Below are 23,025 nucleotides of genomic sequence, written 5' to 3'. Positions count from 1 at the left end.
CCGCGCTGAGCGCCCCCGTCGCCTACCGCCAGGTCGCCGCCGAGCTCGACGTCCCGCTCGGCAGCAGCGTGCCGCCGCGGAGGCGGCCCGCGCCGTGCTCGCGGTCCGGCGCGGCAAGGGGATGGTCCTGGGGTGCCCGGGAAGCGACGAGCATTCCGTGGGCAGTGTCTTCCTCAGCCCCGAGATCAGCCCTGCGCAGGCCGAGCGTCTGCGCGCCCGCGACGCGCCGGTCAACTGCTTCCCTGACGGCTCGACCAGGGTGAGCGCCAGCTGGCTCATCAGGGAAGCGGGCTTCGGGCTGCGCTGCCCGGTCACCACCGGCGTCCGCGTCTCCCCCCTGCACTACACGCTGGTGGCGGAGAACCCCGCGGACGGCGCGAGCGCCGCTCGCTTCTCCACGGCGGTGGAGATCGTGCGCCGACGGGTCGAAGGGCGTACGGCTCTCCCCCGAGATCGACTACCTCGGCGACTGGCGCAGCCGACGGGGAACCTGTCTATAAACTCGCTGTATACGCGGCGTGTATAGTGATTGTATGCCCGCCGTGAACATGCCCACCGCTGCCCTGAAGACGACCCACGCGCCGAAGAGGTTGCCTGGTCGCACCGCATCCGTCCTCGCGGCAGGGGCGGCTCTCGTCCTCGCCCTGAGCGGGTGCACCAAGTTCGACACCACCTCGCCCAGCGCCGTCCGCAAGGCGGCCGCGGGGGCGAAGGCCGCGGATCAGGGCGAGTTCGGCACGGTCGACTGCCGCAAGGCCAAGTGCGTGGCGCTGACCTTCGACGCGGGACCCAGCGAGAACACGCCCAGGTTGCTGAGGATCCTCAAGAAGGAGAAGGTGCCCGCCACCTTCTTCACGCTCGGCAGGAACCACATCGAGAAGTACCCCGAGCTGGTGAAGCGGATGGACGCCGAGGGGCACGAGGTCGCCAGTCACACCTGGTCGCACAAGATCCTGACGAAGATCGACCCGGCCGAGGCGCGGCGGGAGCTGGAGCGGCCCAACGAGGCGATAGAGAAGCTCATAGGCAAGAAGCCGACGCTGATGCGCCCGCCGCAGGGCCGCACCAACGACGACGTCAACAAGATCTCCGAGGAGCTCGGCCTCTCGCAGGTCCTGTGGACCGTCACGGCCAAGGACTACACGACCAATGACTCCAAGCTGATCGAGAAGCGGGTCATCGACCAGACGGAGCGGGACGGCATCATCCTGCTGCACGACATCTACAAGGGCACGGTGCCCGCCGTGCCGGGCGTCATCGCCGAGCTGAAGAAGCGGGGATACGTCTTCGTGACGGTGTCCCAGCTGCTCGCGCCGGGCAAGGCCGAGCCCGGCAAGATCTACCGCTGAGCCCCTGGGCCGGACACGGCCTAGGCTCGGAGGCGTGGCCCACTTCGAATTCGCCGGGGAGACGTCCCTGCCCGCCGCCGAGACATGGCGGCGCCTGACCGCGTGGGAGCGGCACGGCGAGGTCGTCCCGCTGACCCGCGTCACGGTGCGTACCGACCCGCCCACGCGCGTGGGCACGGTCTTCGTGGCCCGCAGCGGGCTCGGTCCCCTCGGTTTCGACGACGTCATGGAGGTCGTCGACTGGCGGCCACCGGAGGGCACCGCCCCGGGGCGGTGCCGCCTGGAGAAGCGGGGGACGGCCATCGCCGGCTGGGCGGAGATCGAGGTGAGCCCCGGCCCCGCCGGTTCCGGGATCGTCTGGCGCGAGGAGTTGCGCCCGCGTCTGATGCCCACCCTGTTCGACGGCCTGCTCGCGGCGGCCGCCCGCCGGATGTTCTCCGGAGTCGTGAACCGGCTCCTCACCTCGACGCCGAAAACGCCGAAACCACACTGAGCGGCCCGCCCCACACCCCCGCCGAACGCCGTCCGCACCGGTGCCCGCCCCAGAGTCAGGCCGGACGACGCCCGCCCCGCACCCGCGCCGAACGTCAGGCGGCCGACCCGCACCCGCGCCGAACGTCAGGCGGCCGACCCGCACCCGCGCCGAACGTCAGGCGACCGACCCGAGCCGCCCAGAGGGGGCGCGTGTTCCGTCATGGTGGATCGGCGTGTGCGCCCCCGTGAGTGAGACCCCGCTGCCGCCCCGCCTGCCCGCGACGATCTCCGCGGCGATGGACAGGGCCGTCTCCTCGGGCGTACGAGCGCCCAGGTCGAGTCCGATGGGTGACCTGAGCCGCGCCAGCTCCAGCTCGGTGACGCCGACTTCGCGCAGGCGCTTGTTGCGGTCCTCGTGGGTGCGCCGCGAACCCATCGCGCCGACATAGGCGACGGGCAGCCGCAGCGCGAGGCGCAGCAGCGGCACGTCGAACTTGGCGTCGTGCGTCAGCACGCACAGCACGGTGCGGCCGTCGACGCCGGTGTTCTCCAAGTACTTGTGGGGCCACTCGACGACGATCTCGTCGGCGTCGGGGAAGCGGGCCGGCGTCGCGAAGACGGGCCTCGCGTCGCACACGGTCACGTGGTAGCCGAGGAACTTGCCCATCCGCACCAGCGCGGAGGCGAAGTCGATCGCCCCGAACACGATCATGCGGGGCGGCGGCACGCTCGACTCGACGAGCACCACCAGCGGCTGACCGCACCGCGAGCCGTCCTCGCCGATCTCCACGGTCGCGGTGCGCCCCGCGTCGAGCAGGGCGCGGGCCTCCCCCGCCACCGTGCGGTCCAGTTCGGGATGTCCGCCGAGCCCACCCTCGTACACGCCCGAAGGACGTACGAGCAGGGCGCGGCCGACGAGTTCGGCGGGCCCGGAGGTGATGCGGGCCACCGCCGCGGCCTCTCCCGAGGAGGCGGCGGCGAGCGCGGCGGCGAGCACCGGCCGGGACGCGGAGTCCGCGCGGACCGGGGTGACGAGGATGTCGATGACGCCGCCGCAGGTCAGGCCCACGGCGAAGGCGTCCTCGTCGCTGTAGCCGAAGCGTTCGAGGACGGTCTCGCCGTCGTCCAGTGCCTGTTGGCACAGTTCGTAGACGGCGCCCTCCACACATCCGCCGGAGACCGAGCCGATGGCCGTGCCGGCCGCGTCGACCGCGAGCGCGGCGCCGGGTTGCCGGGGCGCGCTCCCGCCGACCGCCACCACGGTGGCGACGGCGAAGTCACGTCCCTGCCCGACCCACCGGTTCAGCTCGTCGGCGATGTCCAGCATGTCGGCCTCCTCAGGCTCTACGGGTGTGCGGAGGGCTCAGCGCCTCAGTGGACGCCCAGCCATCCTTCGATGGGGTTGAGGGCGAAGTAGACGATGAAGATCACCGTCAGGCCCCACATGAAGGCGCCGATCTCGCGCGCCTTGCCCTGCGCGATCTTGATGGCGACCCAGGAGATGACGCCCGCCGCGACACCGGTGGTGATGGTGTACGTGAAGGGCATGAGCACGACGGTCAGGAAGACCGGGATGGCGGTGGCGCGGTCGGCCCAGTCGACGTGCCGGGCGTTCATCATCATCATCGCTCCGATGACGACGAGCGCGGCGGAGGCGACCTCCTGCGGCACGATCGCGGTGAGCGGCGTGAAGAAGAGGCAGGCCGCGAAGAACAGGCCGGTGACGACCGAGGCGAGGCCGGTGCGGGCGCCTTCGCCGACGCCGGTCGCGGACTCGACGAAGACGGTCTGGCCGGAGCCGCCCGCCACGCCGCCGATGGCGCCGCCCGCGCCGTCGATGAACAGCGCCTTGGACAGGCCCGGCATGCGGCCCTTGTCGTCGGCGAGGTTGGCCTCGGTGCCGACGCCGATGATGGTGGCCATCGCGTCGAAGAAGCCGGCGAGCACCAGCGTGAAGACGATCATGCCGACGGTCATCGCGCCGACCTCGCCCCAGCCGCCGAACTCGACGTCTCCGAAGAGCGAGAAGTCGGGTGACGAGACCGCGCCGCCGTGCAGTTCGGGGGCGCCGTTCGCCCACTGCTTGGGGTCGATGACATCCAGGGCGTTGAGGATGACCGCGACGATCGTGCCGGTGACGATGCCGATCAGGATCGCGCCGGGGATGTTGCGCGCCTGCAGCATGAAGATGAGGAGCAGGGTGCCCGCGAAGAGCAGGACGGGCCAGCCCGAGAGCTCACCCGCCGGGCCGAGCGAGAGCGGTGTCGCCTTGCCCGGGTGGACGAAGCCGCCCTTGACCAGGCCGATGATGGCGATGAACAGGCCGATGCCCATGGTGATGCCGTGCTTGAGGGCGAGCGGGATCGCGTTCATGATCATCTCGCGGAGCCCGGTGATCACCAGGAGCATGATCACCACGCCGTACATCACGCACATGCCCATGGCCTGCGGCCAGGTCATCTGGGGCGCGACCTGCGAGGAGATCACACCGGACACGGAGAGTCCGGCGGCGAGGGCGAGCGGCACCTTGCCGACGAAGCCCATGAGGAGCGTGGTGAGGGCGGCGGCGAACGCGGTCGCGGTGATCACGGCCTTGGTGGCCATGGTGTCCCCCGCCGCGTCCTTGCCGGACAGGATCAGGGGGTTGAGCAGGAGGATGTACGCCATCGCCATGAAGGTGGTGACGCCGCCGCGCACCTCACGCGCGACCGTGGATCCTCTCCGGGATATGTGAAAGTACCGATCGAGCCAAGACCGGCCGGCCGGGACGCGAGAGCCGTGGCCCGCGTCCTCTGCGGTGGTCTTGGGCTCCACTGACGACTGGGTCATGGTGCCTACTCCCAAGGTTCACAGGGGCACCCGCGGAGTTGCGGGATTTGGGATGGTGCGTGGGCTGCACGACCCGGGGGACGGCCCGAGACGAACTACATCTCCCTCGGAACGAGGGGGAGTTGGGATCCGAGCGGTGTGGGCGAAGGGAAGTGTGACGTTCCTGGGAGGCACACACCGCTCGGAGAACTGGGGTGGACCGCGCGGGGGCCGGGGCCCCCGCGGGGCTCAGGTGCCGGTGAGGTGTTCGGGCCGTACCGGCGTCTTGTTGAGTTCGAGACCGGTCGCGTTCCGGATGGCCGCGAGGACCGCCGGGGTCGACGACAGGGTCGGGGCCTCGCCGATGCCGCGCAGCCCGTACGGGGCGTGCTCGTCGGCGAGTTCGAGGATGTCGACGGGGATGGTCGGCGTGTCGAGGATGGTGGGGATCAGATAGTCCGTGAAGGAGGGGTTCTTCACCTTCGCGGTCTTCGGGTCGACGATGATCTCCTCCATGACCGCGACGCCCAGGCCCTGGGTGGTGCCACCCTGGATCTGGCCGAGGACGGACAGCGGGTTGAGCGCCTTGCCGACGTCCTGGGCGACGGCCAGCTCGATGACCTTGACCAGGCCCAGCTCGGTGTCGACCTCGACGACCGCGCGGTGCGCGGCGAAGGAGTACTGGACGTGGCCGTTGCCCTGCCCGGTGACCAGGTCGAAGGGCTCGGTGGGGCGGTGGCGCCACTCGGCCTCGACCTCGACGCTCTCGTCCTCCAGGACGTCCACGAGGTCGCCTAGGACCTCGCCGCCGTCGGTGACGACCTTGCCGCCTTCGAGCAGCAGCTCGGCGGTGGCCCACGCCGGGTGGTAGGAGCCGAACTTGCGGCGGCCGATCTCCAGGACCTTCTCGCGCACCAGCTCGCAGGAGTTCTTGACGGCGCCACCGGTGACGTACGTCTGACGCGACGCGGACGACGAACCGGCGCTGCCCACCTGGGTGTCGGCGGGGTGGATCGTCACCTGAGCGACGCCCAGCTCGGTCCGCGCGATCTGCGCGTGGACGGTGACACCGCCCTGGCCGACCTCCGCCATCGCGGTGTGCACGGTCGCGACGGGCTCGCCGTTGATGACCTCCATGCGCACCTTGGCGGTGGAGTAGTCGTCGAAGCCCTCGGAGAAGCCGACGTTCTTGATGCCGACCGCGTAGCCCACACCGCGTACGACGCCCTCGCCGTGCGTGGTGTTGGAGAGGCCGCCGGGCAGCTGGCGCACGTCGGAGCCCTCGCTGGACTCCCACTGGCGCTCGGGCGGCAGCGGGCGGGCCTTGACGCGGCGCAGGATCTCGGCGACCGGGGCCGGCGAGTCGACCACCTGTCCGGTCGGCAGGAGCGTGCCCTGCTCCATGGCGTTCAGCTGGCGCAGCTCGACGGGGTCCATGCCCAGCTTCGCGGCCAGCTTGTCCATCTGGGCCTCGTACGCGAAGCACGCCTGGACCGCGCCGAAGCCGCGCATGGCGCCGCAGGGCGGGTTGTTGCTGTAGAGGGCTATGGCCTCGATCTCGACGTCGTCGATCACGTACGGACCGACCGACAGGGACGAGGCGTTGCCGACGACCGCCGGGGAGGCCGACGCGTAGGCGCCGCCGTCCAGGACGATCCGGCACTTCATGTGCGTGAGCTTGCCGTCCTTGGTGGCGCCGTGCTCGTAGTACAGCTTCGCCGGGTGGCGGTGCACATGGCCGAAGAAGGACTCGAACCGGTTGTAGACGATCTTCACCGGCTTGCCGGTTCGCAGCGCCAGGAGGCAGGCGTGGATCTGCATCGAGATGTCCTCGCGGCCGCCGAAGGCACCGCCGACGCCGGAGAGCGTCATGCGCACCTTCTCCTCGGGCAGGCCGAGGACGGGGGCGATCTGTTCGAGGTCCGAGTGCAGCCACTGGGTGGCGACGTAGAGGTCGACGCCGCCGTCCTCGGCGGGCACGGCGAGGCCGGACTCCGGGCCGAGGAAGGCCTGGTCCTGCATGCCGAAGGTGTACTCGCCCTTGACGATGACATCGGCCTTCTTGGCCGCCTCGTCCGCGTTGCCGCGGATGATCGGCTGGCGGTGCACGATGTTCGGGTGCGGTACGTGCTTCATGTGGTCGTCGGTGCGGCCCTCGTGCACGAGCACGGCGTCGGGGGCGGTCGCCGAGGCCTCATCGGTGATGAGGGGCAGTTCCCTGTACTCGACGACGATCTTCGCGGCGGCGCGGCGGGCGGTCTCCGGGTGGTCGGCGGCCACGATGGCGACCGGCTCACCGTGGTGACGGACCTTGCCGTGGGCGAGGACCGGGGTGTCCTGGATCTCCAGGCCGTAGTTCTTCATCTCGGCCGGCAGGTCGTCGTAGGTCATGACGGCGTAGACGCCGTCCATCGCGAGGGCCTGGGAGACGTCGATCGAGACGATCTCGGCGTGCGCGACCGTGGAGCGCAGGGTCTGGCCCCACAGCATGTCCTCGTGCCACATGTCCGAGGAGTACGCGAACTCGCCGGTGACCTTCAGGGTGCCGTCGGGCCGCAGCGTCGACTCGCCGATGCCGCCCTTGGTCTGCGAACCCTGGGTGAGCTTGGTGGGTACGCCGGTCGTACGGGTGGAGCCCATGGTCAGACCGCCCCTTCCTGGAGTCCCTGACGGTCCTGGCGGGCGGCGGCGAGGCGCACCGCGTCCAGGATCTTCTCGTAACCGGTGCAGCGGCACAGGTTGCCGGAGAGCGCCTCGCGGATGTCCGCGTCGGTCGGCTGCGGGTTGCGCTCCAGCATCTCGTCGGCCGCGATGAGCAGGCCGGGGGTGCAGAAGCCGCACTGGACGGCGCCGGCGTCGATGAACGCCTCCTGGATCGGGGAGAGTTCGCCGCCCTCGCCGGTCTGCGAGTCCGTCCCCTGGGCCTTCCACTGCTGGGCGTCCTGGAGCGAGGTGCCGCACGCGCCAGAGGCGCAGCCGCCGCCCGGGTGGGCGCTCTCGCGGTGCTTGGCGTAGTCGGCGAGGCCCTCGACGGTGGTGACCTCGCGGCCCTCCACCTGACCGGCCGCGACCAGACACGAACAGACCGGCACCCCGTCGAGCCGGACGGTGCAGGAACCGCACTCGCCCTGCTCGCAGGCGTTCTTGGAGCCCGGCAGGCCCATGCGCTCACGCAGCACGTACAGAAGGGACTCGCCCTCCCAGACGTCGTCCGCTTCCTGCTGACGGCCGTTGACCGTGAAGTTCACGCGCATTATGCGACTCCCTCAATGCTGCGGCCCTTGCCGCGGTACGACTCCCAGGTCCAGCCGAGCGTGCGGCGGGCCATGATGCCGACGGCGTGACGGCGGTAGCTCGCCGTGCCGCGCACATCGTCGATCGGGTTGGCGGCACCGGAGGCCAGCTCCGCGAACTGCTTGGCGATCGAGGGGGTGATGATCTTCTTGCTCTCCCAGAAGCCGCCCTCTTCGAGGGCCGCGTTCAGGAACTCCTCGGCGGTCTTCGCCCGGATCGGGGTCGGCGCGGCGGAGCCGATGCCGGTCCGCACGGTCCGGGTCTCGGGGTGCAGCGCGATACCGAAGGCGCACACGGCGATGACCATGGCGTTGCGGGTGCCGACCTTGGAGTACTGCTGCGGGCCGTCCGCCTTCTTGATGTGGACGGCCCTGATCAGCTCGTCCGCGGCCAGCGCGTTGCGCTTCACGCCGGTGTAGAAGTCGTCGATCGGGATCAGGCGCGAGCCGCGCACCGACTCCACCTCGACCTCGCAGTCGGCGGCGAGCAGCGCCGGGTGGGCGTCGCCGGCCGGGGACGCCGTGCCGAGGTTGCCGCCGACGCCGCCGCGGTTGCGTATCTGCGGGGACGCGACCGTGTGCGAGGCGAGCGCCAGGCCGGGAAGCTCGGTGCGCAGCTCCTCCATGATCTGCGTGTACGGGACGGAGGCACCGAGCCGGACCGTCTCCTCGCCCACCTCCCAGTCGCGCAGCTCGCCGATGCGGTTGAGGTCGAGCAGGTACTCGGGACGGCGGTGGTCGAAGTTGATCTCGACCATCACGTCGGTGCCACCCGCAATCGGCACAGCCGTGGGGTGCTCGGCCTTGGCGGCGAGCGCCTCCTCCCAGCTGGCGGGGCGAAGGAAGTCCATGAGGCTCTCTTCTTCGTGTCGAGGGTCGTTCGCTGCGAGGGATTCCGTATCGGCCACTCGGGCCGTTCGTCCCTCGACTGCTCGTTCATCTGCTGTTAACGCGGAGTGGGGCAAGTACACCGCCCGGTCCTCCGATGGGGTCAGTCACCGAAACCATGAAGGAGTTGGCTGGCCAAGCCGCGCGTCTTGTAGATTCGTATGAAGAACGGGTCTCAGTAACCTCGCGGAATCCCCCGGGAAACCGCGGACACCCGGCGGCACAGGGCCCCGGCCCTGCAGAGCCCTCCTGCTTGTACACCACTTTCGAGACAGATCGGCGGCGACGACACCATGCGGCTGCGCGCACTCCTGGACACCGACGCGCTGGGCCTGCGGCTGCTCGGCGGCGAGGACGAGCTGGACCGCACCGTGCGCGGTGTGATGACCACGGACCTGCGGGACCCCAGCCGCTATCTGGCGGGCGGCGAGCTGGTCCTCACCGGGCTCGCCTGGCGCCGCGACGCCTCGGACACCGAGCCCTTCGTCCGCATCCTCGCGAGCGCGGGGGTGGCGGCGCTGGCGGCCGGTGAGGCCGAGCTGGGCGATGTCCCCGCCGACATCGTCGAGGCCTGCGCCCGCCACCGTCTGCCGCTCTTCGCGGTCAACGAATCGGTGGCCTTCGCGACCATCACCGAACACGTCGTACGTCAGGTCTCCGGCGAGCGCGCCGGGGACCTGGCGGCCGTGGTGGACCGGCACCGCCGCCTGATGACCTCGGGTCCGGCGGGCGGCGGCCCCGACGTCGTACTCGACCTGCTCGGCACCGACCTGGACCTGCGGGCCTGGGTGCTCTCCCCCGCCGGGCGCCCCATCGCCGGGTCGGGCGCGGACGGCACGGCCCTGTCCGGGCCCGTCTGCGCGCGGCTGGCCGGGGAGCATCTGGCGGCCACGCGCACCGGGCGGCGCGGCCCGCACCGCGTCGCGGTGGACGGGGTGACGTACTCGCTGTTCCCCGTTCGGCCCAGCGGCCGCGGAGCGGGCGGCGGCGCGCGCGACGTGCGCGAGACGCTGCTCTCCGACTGGGTGCTCGCCGTGGAGGCCGACGCGGGCGACTGGCCCGAGGAGCGGCTGGACCTGCTCCAGGGCGTCACGCAGCTGATCGCGGTGGAGCGGGACCGCCGCGACGCCGCCCGCACGGTGCGGCGCCGCCTGGCCCAGGAGGTCCTGGAGCTGGTGCAGACGGGCGCGGCACCGGCGGAGATCGCGGCGCGGCTGCGGGTCGCGGCGCCCGTGCTGCTGCCGGGGCTCGGCGCGGCCCCGCACTGGCAGGTCGTGGTGGCCCGCGTGGAGTGGGAGGGCGGCGACATCGCGGGCGGCCCGGTGGCCCAGTCGCTCCTGGAGGAGATCCTCGTCGACCCCCTCTCCTCCGGACCGGAGCCCTCCGACCGGATCGCGGTCGCCCACACCGGCGACGAGGCCATCGCGCTGCTGCCGCTCCCCGCGGTCTCGGCGGAGCACGACGGCTCGGAGACGGGCCTGCTCGCCGACGCGCTCCTGGAGTCGGTACGCGACCCGCTGTCCGCGGGCCTGGACGGCGACGGCCGCCTCACGCTGGGCGTCAGCGCGTCCGTCCACTCGGCGGAGGGGCTGCGCGGCGCCCTCGAAGAGGCGCGGCACGCCCGCCGGGTCGCCGCCGCCCGCCCCGGCCGGGTCTGCGCGGCCGGCCACCAGGAGCTGGCCTCGCACGTCCTGCTGCTGCCGTTCGTGCCGGACGACGTGCGCCGGGCGTTCACGGCGCGGCTCCTGGACCCGCTGCGGGAGTACGACCAGCGCCACCGGGCGGAGCTGATCCCGACCCTGGAGGCGTTCCTCGACTGCGACGGCTCGTGGACGCGCTGTGCGGCGCGGCTGCACCTCCACGTCAACACGTTGCGCTACCGAGTGGGCCGTATCGAGCAGTTGACGAGCCGTGACCTCTCGCGCCTGGAGGACAAGCTCGACTTCTTCCTCGCGCTGCGGATGAGCTGAGGAAATCCGGCGGAGGCCGGCCGGGGCCGACGGAACACCGGTCGGCCCCGCGCCCTCCCCGGGCCCGCCGTTTGTGAATTCTTTCACCCGGCCTCTTGGCCGGACACCGCCATCCATGCTGAGATGCGCCCACGACTCAACAGCTCAATGGTGTGCTCGGGGAGGGCAACGTGGCGCATACCGCCATGTCTGGTACCGGAACGATTGCAGGGGACGATCCACTCCAGACCGCGGTATGGCGGCTGCGCTCGCGCGGCTGCTGGACCGACGCGGCCGCGCTGCTCGCCTCGCGGGCCGGGGCGGTGCCGGCGCTCCAGCGGGCGGCGCTGCTCGTCGAGCGCTGCCTGTTCACCGGGGACGGCTGGGCCGAGGCCGAGGACGGGCTGCGGACCGCGGAGGCACTGGCCGAGGACGACGACGACCGCGGGGCGGCGGCCTGCGAGCGGGGTCAACTCGCGTACGCCTCCACGGTGTTGGGGGTACGGGACCGGGCCGACGAGGCGCGTACGGCGCTCGGCAGGGCGGCAGCGCTGCTCGCCCCCGACGCGGCGGGCCGGCCCCTTCTCGACTTCCGCCGGGGGCTGATCGCCGAGCACGTCGCCGACTCGCCACAGGCCGCGAGGGCCGCGTACCGGCGGGCGCACGCGGGGGCCACCGCGCGCGCCGACTCCCTTCTCCTGTCCTTCACTTGGCGGCATCTGGCCGGACTGGCCCTGCGGGACGGGGAGTTGGCGGAGGCGCGGCACGGTTTCGCGGAGTCGCTGCGGCTCCGCGAGGAGCTGGGCTACCTCGTGGGCACGGCGCCGGCGCTCGCCGCGCTCGCCGACGCGGAGCCGGAGCCGGAGGCCGGCCGCCTCCGCGCCGAGGCCACCCGCCTCTTCCGCCTCCTGGGCGGAGTCCCCACCTGGCTCACCCCCCACCTCACACCGACGGCTCCGGCGACCTAGGCAGCCGAAAACCCGGGGCAACGGACGGGTGGGTGGGAAACATCCGCCGCGAAGCGGCGGACCAGGACACCTCCACCGGACGGCGCGAAAAGGTCAGGCCCCCGCGAAGTGTTCGCGGGCCAACGCGGAGACCACCGGCAGGTCCTGGGCGATCAGCGCCTGAAGGAGCGCCATGTGCTCCGCCGCGTCCGCGACGAGATCGGCCCGTCGGCCCGGGACGGGACCACTGACGAGGGGCCACCGCGCCCGCCGGTGCAGGTCATCCGCGACCCGCACCAACTGGCGGTTGCCGGAGAGCGAGAGCACCGCTCCGTGAAAGGCGCGATCGGCCTCGGCGTAGCGCGCGAGGTCGCCGCCGGCCGCCGCCAGCACGGTCGCCTCGGCCAGCGGCGACAGCTCGCTCCAGCGCTCCGACGGCACCGTACGGGCGAGCCTCAGCATGACCGGCACCTCGATCAGCGCCCGCACCTCCGCAAGCTCCGCCAGCTCCCGCGCACCCCGCTCGACGACCCGGAAGCCACGGTTGGGGACGACCTCCACGGCGCCCTCGATCGCCAGCTGCTGCATCGCCTCGCGCACGGGCGTCGCGGAGACGCCGAAGCGCTCGCCGAGCACCGGCGCCGAGTACACCTCGCCGGGCGTCAGCTCGCCGCCCACCAGCGCGGCCCGCAGGGCGTCGAGGATCTGCCCGCGTACGGAGTTCCGCCGTACCGTCCGACGCGGTGCCTGCTCCGGCACCCGGACGGGCGGCGCCGCGGCGGAGGGCTCCGCCGCACGCCCTCCGCTCTGCCCCACGACGTCCACCCGTGCCCGCTCCGCCCCGCTTGCGACTGCTGTGAAAGGTACGAGAGGCACCATAGGCGGACAGGACCGCGGTTGAAACCTCGATCACGTCGGGTAAGGTAAGGCTTACCTGCAATCGATCGCGATTCGGTGGTCCCCGCATGTCCGTCCCCACCTTGGCCGCGCCCGCCCAGAGCGTCTCCAGCGCCGTAGCGGACTCCTACGCCCGCCTCAACGAGGTGTTCCCAGGACTGCGCGTCACCGAGCTGAGCGCCGGGGAAGAGGCCCCCCGGGACGGCGGCTGGGTCACCGCCGCCCACCTCGCGGAGGGCGGGGCCGACCTCGACGCGTTCCTCGCGTGGGACGACGCGCAGGTCCTGAAGGACTACGGCACCCGGGCGCGCCCCGACGTGGTGGCGAGCTTCGGACTGCACCGCTACGCCTGGCCGGCCACCCTGCTCATCACGGTCCCGTGGTTCCTGCACCGCCGCGTCCCCCGCTTCCCGGTGGCGAACGTCTCCTTCCAGCGCTCCCTCGGCCGGATGGCCGTACGGGCGGACGGTTTCGCCTGTCTGCCGGGCGACCCGGCCGCCGAACTGCCCGCCGCCCGCGTCGTGGCGGACGAGGAGGCGCTGCGGGCGGAGGTGCGGGCGGCGGTCGCCGACCATCTGGGCCCGCTCCTGGAGGGTTTCGGCCCCCGGATGCGGCGCCGTTCGCGCGCCCTGTGGAGCGTGGCCACCGACGAGATCGTCGAGGGCCTCTGGTACATCGCGCACCTCCTCGGCGAGGAGCGCCGCGCGATGACGGAGCTGGAGCGGCTGCTGCCCGGCGCCACGAAGCCGTACGTGGGCACGGCCGGTTTCCGTGAGCTGACGGGGCCGAACGGCGAGTCGCTGCCGACCCGCGACCGGGCGAGCTGCTGCATGTTCTACACCCTGCGCCCCGAGGACACCTGCGTCACCTGCCCCCGCACCTGTGACACGGAACGCGTCGCACGGCTGAGCGCCACCGCCGCCACTTCCGGCTGAACCACCCCTTCGGTGCACGGTTAATCGAACTCGACAGCCGTTCCCTGGCAGTCAGTTCGAGCAAAAACGCGTTCCGCGTACTCTCTCTCACCCCCTTGGCGTTCTCTTGCCCGGAAACCCTCCTGAGGGCCTTCCGGATCGGGTCACTATGGCGCCCGAAACGCCCTACCGCGACGCAAGGGACCCCCGATGAGACTGACCGACATATCGCTGGACTGGCTGCTCCCCGGCGGCGTCCTGCTCCTGGGCGTGCTGGTGGCGGTGGCGGTGCTGACGCGCGGCAAGCGAGGCCACCCCAAGGCGGCGAAGTCCGCCGCCGGCGACGATTCGTGGGAACGCAGCGAGGAGCGCCGCAGGCGCAAGGAAGCCGTCTACGGCACCGCGTCCTATGTGCTGTTGTTCTGCTGTGCGGCGGTCGCCGCCGCGCTCTCCTTCCACGGCCTGGTCGGCTTCGGCCGGCAGAACCTCAGCCTCTCCGGCGGCTGGGAGTACCTCGTCCCGTTCGGCCTCGACGGCGCCGCCATGTTCTGCTCCGTCCTCGCCGTGCGCGAGGCCAGCCACGGCGACGCGGCGCTCGGCTCGCGCCTGCTCGTGTGGACGTTCGCCGGAGCCGCGGCCTGGTTCAACTGGGTGCACGCGCCCAGAGGGCTTGGCCACGCGGGCGCCCCGCAGTTCTTCGCCGGGATGTCGCTGTCGGCGGCGGTCCTCTTCGACCGCGCGCTGAAGCAGACCCGCCGGGCGGCGCTGCGCGAGCAGGGTCTGGTGCCGCGTCCGCTGCCGCAGATCCGTATCGTGCGGTGGCTGCGCGCGCCCCGGGAGACCTTCGGCGCCTGGTCGCTGATGCTCCTCGAAGGCGTACGCACTTTGGACGAGGCCGTCGAGGAGGTGCGGGAGGACCGCCGTGAGAAGGAGCGCACCCGGCTGCACCGGCGCGACCGGGAGAAGCTGGAGCGCGCCCGGCTCAAGGCGATCAGCCGCGGCCACCGGGGCTACAACCGGGGCGGCCGACAGGTCGACGTACAGGCCGTCTCCACGGCCGCCGGGTCCGCGCAGGTCGGCGCGGACCCTGTCATAGCGGCGTCGGAACAGCTGCCGTCAGGCGCCCGGCCCTCCCTCCAGGCCGTCGGGGGCGACGGTGACGAGCGGATCACTCCCGTCACCGTCGACCTCACGGCGGAGGACGACACCCAGGCCCTGCCCCGGCTCGACTCACTGGAACAGAAGCTGAAGAACCTGGAGCAGCAGTTCGGCTGATCGCTGCGGACACGTCATCACGGACAGGCGGGGGTGGCGGCAGCGTTCACGTCATGCCGCCGCCGTTCAGCTCGAACCACACCGCCTTTCCCACCCCGTGCGCGCGCACGCCCCACGCGTCGGCGAGGGACTGCACCAGGATCAGGCCCCTGCCGTTCGTACCGTCGTCGGCGTTCGGCACGCGCGGCTGGGGGCGGCGCCCCACGAAGTCCCGCACCTCGACGCGCAGACCGCGCGGTCCGAGGGTCGCGGTGACGATCGCGTCGTGGTCGGTGTGCACCAGTGCGTTGGTGACGAGTTCGCTGGTGAGCAGCTCGGCTATGTCGGCCCGTGCCGGTTTTCCCCAGCGCCTCAAGAATTCCCTCAGAGCGCCCCTGACCTCGGGCACCGCCGACAGATCGGCCCTCCCCAGTCTGCGCCTGAGCTGCGCCCGGTCCGGTTCGGCCGGCGCCCCCTCGGCGATCTCGTCTCGTACGTTCTGCGAAGAGGCCCCGATTCCCCCGGGGCCGCCTCCACGTGACTGCCTCGTCATGACCCCCGCCCACAAAGCGATGACCTTGCCTCCCTGCTCGAACAACTTCACGGAATGCATGCCCCGGCCCACAGACGGCACTCCTGTCGAATCGTCAACCAATGACAGGGGTGTGCCGAAGACCTGGGGGGAAGTGAAGCGGTGGACCCCCGCCACCGACCGTTCCGAGGAGCCCGTGTGCACGACGACAGACTGCTGGTGGAAGGCCGCCTGGAACGGGCGCTGCGCCAGTTCATCCGCCCCGCCCAGTACCCGCACAGGGTGCCGCTCGCGCTCTCCGTCTGGCACGCGCCGGGCGAGCCGGTGCCCGTCTCGGCCGCTCTCGAAGCGTCGTACGAACCCTTCGAGACCGGCACGGACTGGGGAAGTCCCTGGTCGACCAGCTGGTTCCGCCTCCAGGGGCGGGTGCCCGACGAGTGGCGGGGGCGCCGGGTCGAGGTGGTCGTCGACCCCGGCTTCACGGGGGACGGGCCGGGGTTCCAGGCGGAGGGTCTGGTGTACGACGCGGCGGGCGTGCCGCTGAAGGGAGTTCACCCGCGCAATCGGCATATTCCGGTGGCCTCCCCCGCGCGGGGTGGTGAGCCGGTGCACCTACTCCTGGAAGCGGCGGCCAATCCCGCCGTTCTGCACGACTTCGTGCCGACGCCGCTGGGCGACGTACTGACCGCGGGTACTGGGCCGATCTACCGATTCGCGTCTGCCGATCTCGCCGTACTCGATGAGGACGTATGGCGGTTGGTCCTGGACATCGAGGTCCTGTCCGAGCTCATGGCAGAACTGGACGCCGACCGTCCACGTCGCCACGAGATCCTGCGGGCCCTCGAGGACATGCTCGACGCGCTCGATCTGCACGATGTGCCGGGCACGGCGGCCGCGGGGCGCGCGGCGCTCGCCGGTGTCCTCGCGAAGCCCGCGCACGCGAGCGCGCACCGGGTGTCGGCGGCCGGTCACGCGCACATCGACTCGGCGTGGCTGTGGCCCCTGCGCGAGACGGTGCGCAAGGCGTCACGGACCTTTGCCAATGTGACGGCTCTGGCCGAGGAGTATCCGGAGCTGGTCTTCGCCTGCTCGCAGGCCCAGCAGTACGCGTGGGTGAAGGAGCACCAGCCGCACATCTGGGAGCGGATCAAGAAGGCGGTGGAGGACGGCACATGGGTGCCGGTGGGCTCGATGTGGGTCGAGTCGGACGCCAACATGCCGGGCGGTGAGGCGCTCGCGCGGCAGATCACGCACGGCATGCGGTTCTTCCGCGAGCAGCTCGGCGTCGAGACGGAGGAGATCTGGCTGCCTGACTCCTTCGGATACACCGCCGCCTTCCCGCAGTTGGCGAAGCTGGCGGGCATCCGTTGGTTCCTCACCCAGAAGCTGAGCTGGAACCAGTCCAACAAGATGCCGCACCACACCTTCTGGTGGGAGGGCATCGACGGCACCCGGGTCTTCACCCACTTCCCGCCCGTCGACACGTACAACTCACAGTTCCACGGCGCCGAACTCGCCCATGCCGAGCGGAACTTCGCCGACAAGGGCCGGGCGAGCCGCTCCCTGGTGCCGTTCGGGTGGGGCGACGGCGGGGGCGGCCCGACGCGGGAGATGATGGAGCGGGCGCGGCGTCTGAAGTCCCTGGAGGGTTCGCCGCGCGTCGAGATCGAGCGGCCGTCGGCGTTCTTCGCGGCGGCCGAGGAGGAGTACGGTGCCAAGGCCCCGGTCTGGTCCGGCGAGCTGTATCTGGAGCTGCACCGCGCGACGTACACCACCCAGGCGGCGACCAAGCGCGGCAACCGCCGCAGCGAACACGCCCTGCGGGAGGCGGAGTTGTGGTGCACGGCGGCGGCGGTGCGCGATCCGGCGTACGTCTACCCGTACGACACACTGGACCGCCTGTGGAAGACGGTTCTGCTGCACCAGTTCCACGACATCCTGCCGGGATCGTCGATCGCGTGGGTGCACCGCGAGGCGCGGGAGACGTACGAGCGTGTCCTGGCCGAGCTGGACGAGCTGACCGCGTCGGCCGTACGTTCTCTCGGCGCGGGCGGGCTCGCCGTCCTGAACGCCTCGCCGTACGCCCGCGACGAGGTCGTGGACAGCGGTGACGGCACGCTGGTGCGCGTCGACGTCCCCGCGCTCGGCACCCGGAGCCTGGACGGCTCCGGGACGCCGGGCCCGGGGGTGGCCGCGCACACGACCGGCGACACGATCCTGCTGACCAACGAGCACCTGGGCGTGACCATCGACGCCGCCGGGCTGCTGGCCTCCGTGCGGGACCTGGACGCGGGCCGCGAGGTCCTCGCGGCCCCCGGCAACCTCCTCCAGCTGCACCCCGACCACCCCACGCACTACGACGCCTGGGACCTCGACCGGCACTACCGGCACCGGCACACCGACCTGACGGACGCCGAGTCCGTCGAGCTGGTGGAGGAGGGCCCGCTGCGGGTGGCGGTGCGCGTCACGCGCGCGTTCGGGGCGTCGCGGATCACCCAGGAGATCCGGCTCGCGGCGGGCGGCAGGCGCGTCGACGTCGTCACGGACGTCGACTGGCGGGAGTCGGAGAAGGTGCTCAAGGCCGCCTTCCCGCTGGACGTGCACGCCGAACGGTCCGCCGCCGAGATCCAGTTCGGCCATGTGCACCGGCCCACACACGCCAACACCGGCTGGGACGCGGCGCGTTACGAGATCTGCGCGCACCGCTGGCTGCGGGTGGCCGAGGAGGGGTACGGCGTCGCGGTCCTCAACGACGCGACGTACGGCCATGACGTGACGCGCGAGGAGCACGGCGGCGCGCTCGGCACCACGGTGCGCCTGACCCTGCTGCGGGCCCCGCACAGCCCGGACCCGGAGACCGACCGGGGCACGCACCGCTTCACGTACGCGCTGCTGCCCGGTGGCACGCTCGGTGACGCGGTCGCGCAGGGGCTGGCGCTCAACCTGCCGCTGCGGGTCGCCGACGCGCCCGTCCTCGCGCCGCTGGTGGGCGTCGACCATCCGGCGGTCACCGTCGAGTCGGTGAAGCTCGCCGACGACCGCAGCGGCGATGTCGTCGTACGGCTCTACGAGTCGCGCGGCGGCCGGGCCGCGGCCACGCTCAGCACGTCGTTCCCGGTGGCGCGGGCCGAGGTGACCGACCTCCTGGAGCGGCCGCTCCAGGAGGCGGAGACGGGCGCGGCCGGGCTGCGGCTGGCGCTGCGGCCGTTCCAGATCGTGACGCTGCGGCTGCGGCCCGCCTGAGCCCGTCCGCGTGCCGGGGGCGTGGTCAGGGTCAGGATTACGGCCTCGGGATTACGGCCTCGGCACGTTCCGCAGGTTCGAGCGGGCCATCTGCACCATCCGGCCCACCCCGCCGTCCAGCACGATCTTGCTGGCGGAGAGCGCGAAGCCGGTCACCATGTCCGAGCTGATCTTGGGTGGGATGGAGAGGGCGTTCGGGTCGGTGACGATGTCGACCAGGGCCGGACCCTTGTGCGCGAAGGCGTCCTTCAGGGCGCCCGCGAGCTGCTTGGGCTTCTCCACGCGGACGCCGTACGCCCCGGCGGCGCGGGCGACGGCGGCGAAGTCGGGGTTGTGGTTCGCCGTGCCGTACGACGGCAGGCCGGCCACCATCATCTCCAACTCCACCATGCCGAGGGAGGAGTTGTTGAAGAGGACGACCTTCACCGGCAGGTCGTGCTGGACGAGGCTGAGGAAGTCGCCCATCAGCATCGAGAAGCCGCCGTCGCCCGACATGGAGACGACCTGGCGTCCGCGGTCGGCGAACTGGGCGCCGATCGCCTGCGGCAGGGCGTTGGCCATCGAGCCGTGGCTGAACGAACCGATGATGCGGCGCCTGCCGTTGGGGGTGAGATAGCGGGCCGCCCAGACGTTGCACATGCCGGTGTCGACGGTGAACACGGCGTCGTCGGCCGCGAGTTCGTCGAGGACCGAGGCGACGTACTCGGGGTGGATCGGGGTGTGCTTGTCGACCTTGCGGGTGTACGCCTTGACGACGCCTTCGAGGGCGTCCGCGTGTCTCTTGAGCATCTTGTCGAGGAACTTGCGGTTCGTCTTCGGCGAGACGCGCGGGGTCAGACAGCGCAGGGTCTCGCGTACGTCGCCCCAGACCGCGAGGTCCAGCTTCGAGCGGCGCCCGAGGTTCTCGGGGCGCACGTCGACCTGGGCGATCTGCACATCGTCCGGCAGGAAGGCGTTGTACGGGAAGTCCGTGCCGAGCAGGATCAGCAGATCGCACTCGTGGGTGGCCTCGTACGCGGCGCCGTAGCCGAGCAGGCCACTCATGCCCACGTCGAACGGATTGTCGTACTGGATCCACTCCTTGCCCCGCAGCGCGTGGCCCACCGGGGACTTGATCTTCTCGGCGAACCGCATCACCTCGGAGTGGGCGCCCTTGGTGCCGCTGCCGCAGAAGAGCGTGACCTTGTCGGCGTCGTCGATCATCGCCGCGAGCTTCTCGATCTCCTCGTCGCCGGGGCGCACGGTGGGGCGGGAGGTCACCAGGGCGGTCTCGGCGGCCTTGGCCGGGGCCTCCTCGGAGGCGATGTCGCCGGGCAGCGAGACGACGCTGACACCGGACCGGCCGACGGCGTGCTGGATGGCGGTCTGGAGCAGCCGGGGCATCTGCTTGGGGCTGGAGATCAGCTCGCAGTAGTGACTGCACTCCTGGAAGAGCCGGTCGGGGTGGGTCTCCTGGAAGAAGCCGAGCCCGATCTCGCTGGAGGGGATCTGCGAGGCGAGGGCGATGACGGGGGCCATGGAGCGGTGCGCGTCGTACAGGCCGTTGATGAGGTGGAGGTTGCCCGGACCGCAGGAGCCCGCACAGGCGGCCAGCCTGCCGGTGATCTGGGCCTCGGCGCCGGCCGCGAAGGCGGCGGTCTCCTCGTGCCGCACCTGGACCCAGTCGATCCCCTTCGTGCGCCGGATGGCGTCCACGACCGGGTTGAGGCTGTCACCGACGACTCCGTACAGGCGCTGCACGCCCGCCCGGACGACGATGTCGACGAACTGCTCGGCGACGTTCTGCTTGGCCATGCCGTACGCACCTCTCCACCCTGGGAACCGGAACCTCTGGTCCATGAGTTCACAGGTGCGGCGGTCATGCCTCCCAGACCGCGGCGGCCGTCCGGTCGTCGGCGTACCCCTTGACCCTGACCTGGACGTCGGCCAGGAAGGCGGCGAGCCCCGGCGGGCCGCTCTTCTCCCACCTGCGGGTGAGGTGCCCGGCCAGCTCGGGCTCGCCGCGCAGCGGTTCCGCGAGGCCGCCGCTGCACAGCAGGAGCGTGTCACCCGGCCGGGCGACCGAGGCCCGGAAGCGGAACGGGTCGCGGGGCGGTTCCGGCGCCGGTTCGTAGGGGCTCGGGGGTGTGGTGATGCCCAGGTCCATGGTGAGGTGGTCGCCCGCCGGGGTCCGGGGCGGCGGGGAGCCGAAGCCGACCACGGCGTCGCCCGTGGTGTCGGCGACGCGGGGCTCGATGTCCTGCCACTCGCCGTCGCGCAGCCGGAAGAGGCCGCCCGCGCCGACGCCGAAGAAGACCCGCGTACGGCACTGGGGGTCGGCGGGCAGCAGCAGGCAGCGCAGGGCGGCGGCGTACTCGTCCGGGCGCAGTCCCAGGTCGACGGCGTGGGCGCGGAGCCTGCCGAGGCTGCGGTCGGTGAGGCGGTGCAGGCCCGACTTCAGGTCGCCGCGCCGGGCGGCCCTGATGTCCTCGGCGAGCCGCTGGTGGCTGCGGCCCACGGCCCGGCCGATCCACTCGCAGGCCTCGGCGGCCGCGCGGTGCGCTCCCGGGGCGGCGCGGGTGCCGGTGGCCACGGCGACCAGCAGCAGCGCGTTCTCGCCGGTGCCGAAGCGGGCGGTCAGCAGGGAGTCGCGGCGCTGTTCGCCGCGGTAGCGGGCGGAGTCGCCGCGCACGGAGGCCGCGCGCAGGGTGGAGGCGCCGTACCGCGCCCCGTCGAGGACGGTGTCCGCGACGAGGTCGCCGAGGTCGTCGGGGTCGGCGGCGGGCAGGACGGTGGGGTCGGGGTCGTAGGTGGGCGGCCCGTCACCCACGTACGCGACACCGGCGGGGGCGGGCGGGCCGCCCGGGGGTGCGGCGGACTCCTCGGGCCCATACGGGCCGGCCTCGTGGGCGGTGGGTACCGCCCCGGGAACGCCGGGCGCGTACTGCGGCGGGATCATGCCCTGAGGCCCGGGTCCGGAGGGGAGTCCTTCCTTCACCGTGTCCGCCGCCGAGGCGAACCTGTCGTCGAGGGTGTCCGGTGCGGGCGCCGGGCCCGTGTCCTGTGTGGCGTCGTCGTCATACAGCTGCCCCCACCAGTCGTCGTCGCGACCGGTGCGCCTCTCCCCCTGCTGGCTCATGCCCCTAATTTTCCACCGCGGGGGCCGTACGAAAACGGTTCATCCGGAAATTCCGACCATCTGACTACGGTCCCGGGCATGCCGGGAGCCGCCGGGCGGGCCCACCCCCCACAGGAGGACCGCCCGGCGGCGTCCGGCCGGCCGGCACGTGCCGTACCGGCCTGTACCCCGCGTGCCCCGTGGCACCGAGGTCAATCCGGCATGAGCGGCCGCGGTCGGTGCCGCGGCGGCGTCACGTTGTCGTGGGGAGGTGAGGTGCGGGGATGATGTCCTGGGGCGGGTTCACGCCGTGGCTGTTTCCCGCCATGGTGCCGTCGGAACGGAGCTTCGGGGAGGGGCGTCGCCGCATGCTGGCAGCGATAGGTCTGGACGAGACGCACGAGTCGGCGTACCGGGCGCTGGTGTCGGTGGGCGCCGCCGACCTGTCCGACCTCGCCCGCAGACTCACCCTCGGCGAGCCCGAGACCGAGCGGGCGCTGCGCCGCCTGGAGCGGCACGGCCTGGCCGCGCAGGCCTCCGGCAGGGCGGGCCGCTGGGTGGCCGCGCCGCCCGGCGTCGCGCTCGGCGCCCTGCTCACCCAGCAGCGGCACGAGCTGGAGAAGGCGGAGCTGGCGGCGGCCCTGCTCGCCGAGGAGTACCGCGCGCAGGCCACCGAGCCCACCGTCCACGACCTGGTCGAGGTGGTCACGGGGGCGGCCGCCGTCTCGCAGCGCTTCCTCCAGTTGCAGCTGGGGGCGAGCGGCGAGGTGTGCGCGCTGGTGACCGGCAGCCCCGTCGCGGTCACCGGCATGGAGAACAGCGCCGAGGAGCAGGCCGCGGACCGGGGCGTCAGCTACCGCGTGGTGGTCGAGCGCACGGTCCTCGACCTGCCGACGGGCCTCGTCGAGCTGTCGACGGCGATCGGCCGCGACGAGCAGGTGCGGGTGGTGGACCGCGTCCCGACCAAGCTGGTGATAGCCGACGGCTCGCTCGCGATGGTCCCGCTCACCTCGCGGACCGCGGAGCCCGCCGCGCTCGTCGTGCACGCCAGCGGACTGCTCGAATCGCTGACGGGCCTCTTCGAGGCGGTCTGGCGCGAGGCGCTGCCGCTGCGCCTCGGCGAGGACGGCTGCACGGTCCGCGAGGAGGCGCCCGAGGGCCCGGACGGCACGGACCTGGAAATCCTCTCGCTGCTCCTCGCGGGCCTGACCGACGCGAGCGTCGCCAAACAGCTCGACCTGGGGCTCCGTACGGTGCAGCGCCGGGTGAAGCGGCTGATGGAGCTGACCGGCGTCACGACGCGGCTCCAGCTCGGCTGGCACGCGTACGAACGTGACTGGGTCGCGCGCCGCCGCACTGGCTGATCTGACCTGCGGTTTC

The 23,025-nt window shown here is 72.1% G+C and carries 19 protein-coding genes; 9 read left to right on the top strand and 10 right to left on the bottom strand.

What is annotated here, in order from left to right; all coding sequences use genetic code 11:
- Nucleotides 1-22 precede the first annotated feature (22 nt).
- Entirely contained in the window at nt 23-154 is a 132-nt protein-coding gene (locus ACWDZ7_RS22890; protein ID WP_451799316.1) for a hypothetical protein, read from the bottom strand.
- 3 nt (nt 155-157) lie between these two features.
- Between ACWDZ7_RS22890 and ACWDZ7_RS22885 the strand changes: the two genes are divergently transcribed.
- The 3 genes from ACWDZ7_RS22885 to ACWDZ7_RS22875 are packed head-to-tail and all read left to right on the top strand — an operon-like array spanning nt 158 to nt 1,842.
- Nucleotides 158-526 carry a hypothetical protein gene (locus ACWDZ7_RS22885; protein WP_451799315.1) on the top strand — a complete coding sequence of 123 codons (369 nt, stop codon included), beginning with the start codon at nt 158-160 and terminating at the stop codon, nt 524-526.
- A gap of 22 nt (nt 527-548) precedes the next feature.
- Nucleotides 549-1,349 carry a polysaccharide deacetylase family protein gene (locus ACWDZ7_RS22880; RefSeq protein ID WP_451799489.1) on the top strand — a complete coding sequence of 267 codons (801 nt, stop codon included), beginning with the start codon at nt 549-551 and terminating at the stop codon, nt 1,347-1,349.
- 34 nt (nt 1,350-1,383) lie between these two features.
- Complete coding sequence (locus tag ACWDZ7_RS22875) at nt 1,384-1,842, top strand: SRPBCC family protein (protein WP_451799314.1); 459 nt, start codon at nt 1,384-1,386, stop codon at nt 1,840-1,842.
- A gap of 156 nt (nt 1,843-1,998) precedes the next feature.
- Here the strand turns inward: ACWDZ7_RS22875 and ACWDZ7_RS22870 are convergent, their stop codons facing one another.
- The 5 genes from ACWDZ7_RS22870 to ACWDZ7_RS22850 form a co-directional block, all read right to left on the bottom strand.
- Nucleotides 1,999-3,150 carry an XdhC family protein gene (locus ACWDZ7_RS22870; protein WP_451799312.1) on the bottom strand — a complete coding sequence of 384 codons (1,152 nt, stop codon included), beginning with the start codon at nt 3,148-3,150 and terminating at the stop codon, nt 1,999-2,001.
- Nucleotides 3,151-3,194: 44 nt separating this feature from the next.
- Nucleotides 3,195-4,652 carry an NCS2 family permease gene (locus tag ACWDZ7_RS22865; RefSeq protein WP_451799310.1) on the bottom strand — a complete coding sequence of 486 codons (1,458 nt, stop codon included), beginning with the start codon at nt 4,650-4,652 and terminating at the stop codon, nt 3,195-3,197.
- A 228-nt stretch (nt 4,653-4,880) separates the two neighbouring features.
- The gene (gene pucD / locus ACWDZ7_RS22860; RefSeq protein ID WP_451799309.1) at nt 4,881-7,271 is read right to left on the bottom strand and encodes a xanthine dehydrogenase subunit D; all 2,391 of its coding nucleotides are present in this window, start codon (nt 7,269-7,271) and stop codon (nt 4,881-4,883) included.
- A 2-nt stretch (nt 7,272-7,273) separates the two neighbouring features.
- On the bottom strand, nt 7,274-7,885 hold the full coding sequence (locus ACWDZ7_RS22855; protein WP_451513264.1) for a (2Fe-2S)-binding protein: 612 nt from the start codon (nt 7,883-7,885) through the stop codon (nt 7,274-7,276).
- Nucleotides 7,885-8,775, bottom strand: a complete 891-nt coding sequence (locus ACWDZ7_RS22850; protein ID WP_451799307.1) for an FAD binding domain-containing protein — start codon at nt 8,773-8,775, stop codon at nt 7,885-7,887. Before ACWDZ7_RS22850 ends, ACWDZ7_RS22855 begins: the two co-directional genes overlap by 1 nt.
- Nucleotides 8,776-9,105: 330 nt before the next feature.
- Between ACWDZ7_RS22850 and ACWDZ7_RS22845 the strand changes: the two genes are divergently transcribed.
- Both ACWDZ7_RS22845 and ACWDZ7_RS22840 read left to right on the top strand, forming a co-directional pair.
- Nucleotides 9,106-10,782, top strand: a complete 1,677-nt coding sequence (locus ACWDZ7_RS22845; RefSeq protein ID WP_451799306.1) for a PucR family transcriptional regulator — start codon at nt 9,106-9,108, stop codon at nt 10,780-10,782.
- A 185-nt stretch (nt 10,783-10,967) separates the two neighbouring features.
- A complete protein-coding gene (locus tag ACWDZ7_RS22840) occupies nt 10,968-11,729 on the top strand; it encodes a hypothetical protein (RefSeq protein ID WP_451799304.1) in 762 nt (253 codons plus the stop codon).
- 93 nt (nt 11,730-11,822) lie between these two features.
- Here the strand turns inward: ACWDZ7_RS22840 and ACWDZ7_RS22835 are convergent, their stop codons facing one another.
- Nucleotides 11,823-12,587 carry a GntR family transcriptional regulator gene (locus ACWDZ7_RS22835; protein ID WP_451799302.1) on the bottom strand — a complete coding sequence of 255 codons (765 nt, stop codon included), beginning with the start codon at nt 12,585-12,587 and terminating at the stop codon, nt 11,823-11,825.
- Between the two features lie 86 nt (nt 12,588-12,673).
- Between ACWDZ7_RS22835 and ACWDZ7_RS22830 the strand changes: the two genes are divergently transcribed.
- Nucleotides 12,674-13,540 carry a (2Fe-2S)-binding protein gene (locus ACWDZ7_RS22830; RefSeq protein WP_451799301.1) on the top strand — a complete coding sequence of 289 codons (867 nt, stop codon included), beginning with the start codon at nt 12,674-12,676 and terminating at the stop codon, nt 13,538-13,540.
- Nucleotides 13,541-13,729: 189 nt separating this feature from the next.
- A complete protein-coding gene (locus ACWDZ7_RS22825) occupies nt 13,730-14,794 on the top strand; it encodes a DUF2637 domain-containing protein (protein WP_451799299.1) in 1,065 nt (354 codons plus the stop codon).
- Nucleotides 14,795-14,840: 46 nt separating this feature from the next.
- On the opposite strand, the gene ACWDZ7_RS22820 is transcribed toward ACWDZ7_RS22825, so the two are convergent.
- Complete coding sequence (locus tag ACWDZ7_RS22820) at nt 14,841-15,326, bottom strand: ATP-binding protein (protein ID WP_451799297.1); 486 nt, start codon at nt 15,324-15,326, stop codon at nt 14,841-14,843.
- Between the two features lie 177 nt (nt 15,327-15,503).
- On the opposite strand from ACWDZ7_RS22820, the gene ACWDZ7_RS22815 reads away from it, so the two are divergent.
- Nucleotides 15,504-18,548 (top strand): alpha-mannosidase, encoded by a 3,045-nt coding sequence (locus ACWDZ7_RS22815; RefSeq protein ID WP_451799295.1) that lies wholly within the window; start codon nt 15,504-15,506, stop codon nt 18,546-18,548.
- A 51-nt stretch (nt 18,549-18,599) separates the two neighbouring features.
- On the opposite strand, the gene ACWDZ7_RS22810 is transcribed toward ACWDZ7_RS22815, so the two are convergent.
- Together ACWDZ7_RS22810 and ACWDZ7_RS22805 are read right to left on the bottom strand one after the other, a co-directional pair.
- Nucleotides 18,600-20,342, bottom strand: a complete 1,743-nt coding sequence (locus ACWDZ7_RS22810; RefSeq protein WP_451799294.1) for a pyruvate dehydrogenase — start codon at nt 20,340-20,342, stop codon at nt 18,600-18,602.
- Nucleotides 20,343-20,406: 64 nt separating this feature from the next.
- Nucleotides 20,407-21,666: a protein phosphatase 2C domain-containing protein gene (locus tag ACWDZ7_RS22805; RefSeq protein ID WP_451799293.1), complete on the bottom strand. Its 1,260-nt coding sequence runs from the start codon at nt 21,664-21,666 to the stop codon at nt 20,407-20,409.
- A 347-nt stretch (nt 21,667-22,013) separates the two neighbouring features.
- Between ACWDZ7_RS22805 and ACWDZ7_RS22800 the strand changes: the two genes are divergently transcribed.
- Complete coding sequence (locus ACWDZ7_RS22800) at nt 22,014-23,009, top strand: helix-turn-helix domain-containing protein (RefSeq protein WP_451799291.1); 996 nt, start codon at nt 22,014-22,016, stop codon at nt 23,007-23,009.
- Nucleotides 23,010-23,025: the final 16 nt, after the last annotated feature.

The sequence above is a fragment of the Streptomyces sp. NPDC003032 genome (genome assembly GCF_053591415.1).
Note: the sequence above shows the minus strand (reverse complement) of the source record. Positions and strands in the feature narration are given on the sequence as shown.